At 66.6% G+C, this 1,576-nt stretch carries 1 protein-coding gene; it reads right to left on the bottom strand.

Going from position 1 to position 1,576, the window contains the following annotated elements; genetic code table 11:
* A partial coding sequence (gene pstS / locus QRO91_RS22390; RefSeq protein WP_285310591.1) for a phosphate ABC transporter substrate-binding protein PstS occupies positions 1-1,039 on the bottom strand: 1,039 nt, incomplete at its 3' end.
* Positions 1,040-1,576: the final 537 nt, after the last annotated feature.

Genomic DNA, 1,576 nt, shown 5'->3' with positions numbered 1-1,576 from the left:
CCGGCAGCGGCACGTAGTGCAGCTCGTTGGCCTGGGCCTGGCCGTTTTCGAAGGCCCACTTGAAGAAGGCCAGGGTGTCCTGGTTGCGCTTGGCATCCTTCGGCTGCTTCTGCATCAGCATGAAGTTGGTGGCGGTGATCGGCCACGCCTGCTCGCCCGGGGCGTTGGTGATGACCAGGTTGAAGTCCTTGGCGCTGGCCCAGTCGGCGCTGGCGGCCGCAGCGGCGAAGGTCTCCGCGCTCGGCTCGACCCAGTTGCCGGCCGCGTTCTGCATGGCGGTGTACGGCATGCCGTTCTGCAGCGCGTAGGCCAGTTCGACGTAACCGATCGAACCCTTGATCTGCTTCACGTACGAAGCGACGCCTTCATTGCCCTTGCCACCAACGCCGTCCGGCCACTGCACCGAGGTGCCTTCGCCGACCTTGCTCTTCCACTCCGGGCTGACCTTGGGCAGGTAGTTGGAGAAGTTGAAGGTGGTGCCCGAACCGTCCGAACGGTGGACCAGGGTGATCTTGCCGTCCGGCAGCTTCACGCCCGGGTTGGCGGCGACGATGGCCGGGTCGTTCCAGGTCTTGACCTTGCCCAGGAAGATGTCGGCCAGCAGGGCGCCGCTCAGGCGCAGCTTGCCGCCTTCCAGGCCTTCGATGTTGACCACCGGTACCACGCCGCCGATGGCGGACGGGAACTGGGCCAGGCCGGCCTGGGCCAGCTCTTCGCTGCTCAACGGCTTGTCGGAGGAACCGAAGTCGACGGTGCCGGCCTTGATCTGGGCGATGCCGCCGCCGGAACCGATCGACTGGTAGTTGATCTTGGCGCCGGTGGTGGCGTTGTAGTCAGCCGACCACTTGGAGACCAGCGGGAAGATGAAGGACGCGCCCGCGCCGGACACTTCGGCGGTTACCTTGGCACCGGCGGCGGCCGGAGCGGCGGCACCGTCGGCAGCCGGCTGCTGCGCGGCCTGCTTGTCGCCACCGCAGGCCGACAGGCCCAGGGCGATGGCCAGGGAAAGGGCGGCAAGGCCGGCCGAGTGCAGTTTCATGGTCACTCCATAGCGGGGAAGAGCCGACGTCGTCGGCGGATGCGGCTATGAAATGATGTTTTTGTTACAGCCGTATTACGACCATGACAGAGGTGTCCTGGATCACGTTCTGACAAGGGTTTCACGGGGTTGCTACCAATCCGGCAGGTGCCCGGAAACCCCCGATCTGCGCACCGATATGACGGCCGGGGAAGGTAAAGCCGAACACACGCTCGGCTCCGCCCGAGGCCGGGCCAGAATCAGCCGAGCACAGGCTCGGCTCTACACGCGCTCCTGCCTTTGCTCCTGCCTTCCATGACCCCACCGCGCCCCCGATGAACTGACCAGAGGCGACGCAGGGCCCAGCCCGGGACCGTTCGCGCCCAGGGTTGCGGGGATCCGCCCCCCACCGGTCTGGGGCCTTTGAGTCGACCCCTACCCAAGCAAACCCACCCAAACCAAAACCCCACGGGGTGGGGCGGGCCGGGGGGCGGGGGTTTATGGCTGTCCCCGGCCGCGGCCTCGGTTGCCCACTAACCGATCTTTAGACGACCAGCC

The organism is Stenotrophomonas maltophilia group sp. Smal32 (genome assembly GCF_030237085.1).
GTDB lineage: Bacteria > Pseudomonadota > Gammaproteobacteria > Xanthomonadales > Xanthomonadaceae > Stenotrophomonas > Stenotrophomonas maltophilia_Q.
This window is presented reverse-complemented; position numbering and strand designations above follow the sequence as displayed.